Annotated in this window: 2 rRNA genes; both read left to right on the top strand. The window is 48.7% G+C overall.

Going from position 1 to position 717, the window contains the following annotated elements:
• Positions 1–119 (top strand): 16S ribosomal RNA (locus FCN15_RS18990); the annotation flags it as partial.
• 474 nt (positions 120–593) lie between these two features.
• Positions 594–717, top strand: a 23S ribosomal RNA gene (locus FCN15_RS18985); the annotation flags it as partial.

The following is a 717-nucleotide window of genomic DNA, read 5'->3' as shown; positions in this document are numbered from 1 at the left end:
ACACCCGAAGTCGGTGGGGTAACCCGCAAGGGAGCCAGCCGCCGAAGGTGGGGTAGACGATTGGGGTGAAGTCGTAACAAGGTAGCCGTATCGGAAGGTGCGGCTGGATCACCTCCTTTCTATGGAGTACCTCGCTTCCGTAGCGAAGCGGTACAAATACACGGTCGACGCAAGTCGCCGGATACCCTTTGCGAAAGCAAAGGGACCTTCTCACTCGTTGGTCAGTTTTGAGAGCTCAAGCTCTCAAAATCATCTGCATGAATTTCATCAGCCCAATGGGATTGACCGAAATGCATACAGGTCGCAGTTTCTTCGAAACTGCTTACGCTGAATACTTTAATCTCACATTCTGTGATGGTTTAAATCATTCATCGATTGATCCTTGAAAACTGGATAACGAAACAACAATTGCGAATTAGAACATTCTTTTAGCTGAAACTTGTGATCGTAGAGAACAAGTTTAGTACTAGCTACAGAGCGAGGCATTTTGGAGACGATCGATCCTTTGCGAATCCCTTTCTTCCTTATTAGGTTTTACTTAATCAGGAAAGGGATGAGGAACAGAGCGTATCGGCCCGAAATCCGAGCCTTTTGGTTAAGCTACTAAGAGCACACGGAGGATGCCTAGGCGCTAGGAGCCGAAGAAGGACGTGGCGAACAACGATAAGGCCTCGGGGAGCTGTAAGCAAGCTTTGATCCGGGGATGTCCGAATGGGG

Origin of the sequence: Paenibacillus pinistramenti, assembly GCF_005869875.1 — a bacterium.
Taxonomy (GTDB): Bacteria; Bacillota; Bacilli; order Paenibacillales; family Paenibacillaceae; genus Fontibacillus; species Fontibacillus pinistramenti.
The sequence above is the reverse complement of the archived record's forward strand: the minus strand, read 5'-3'. Positions and strand labels throughout refer to the sequence as shown.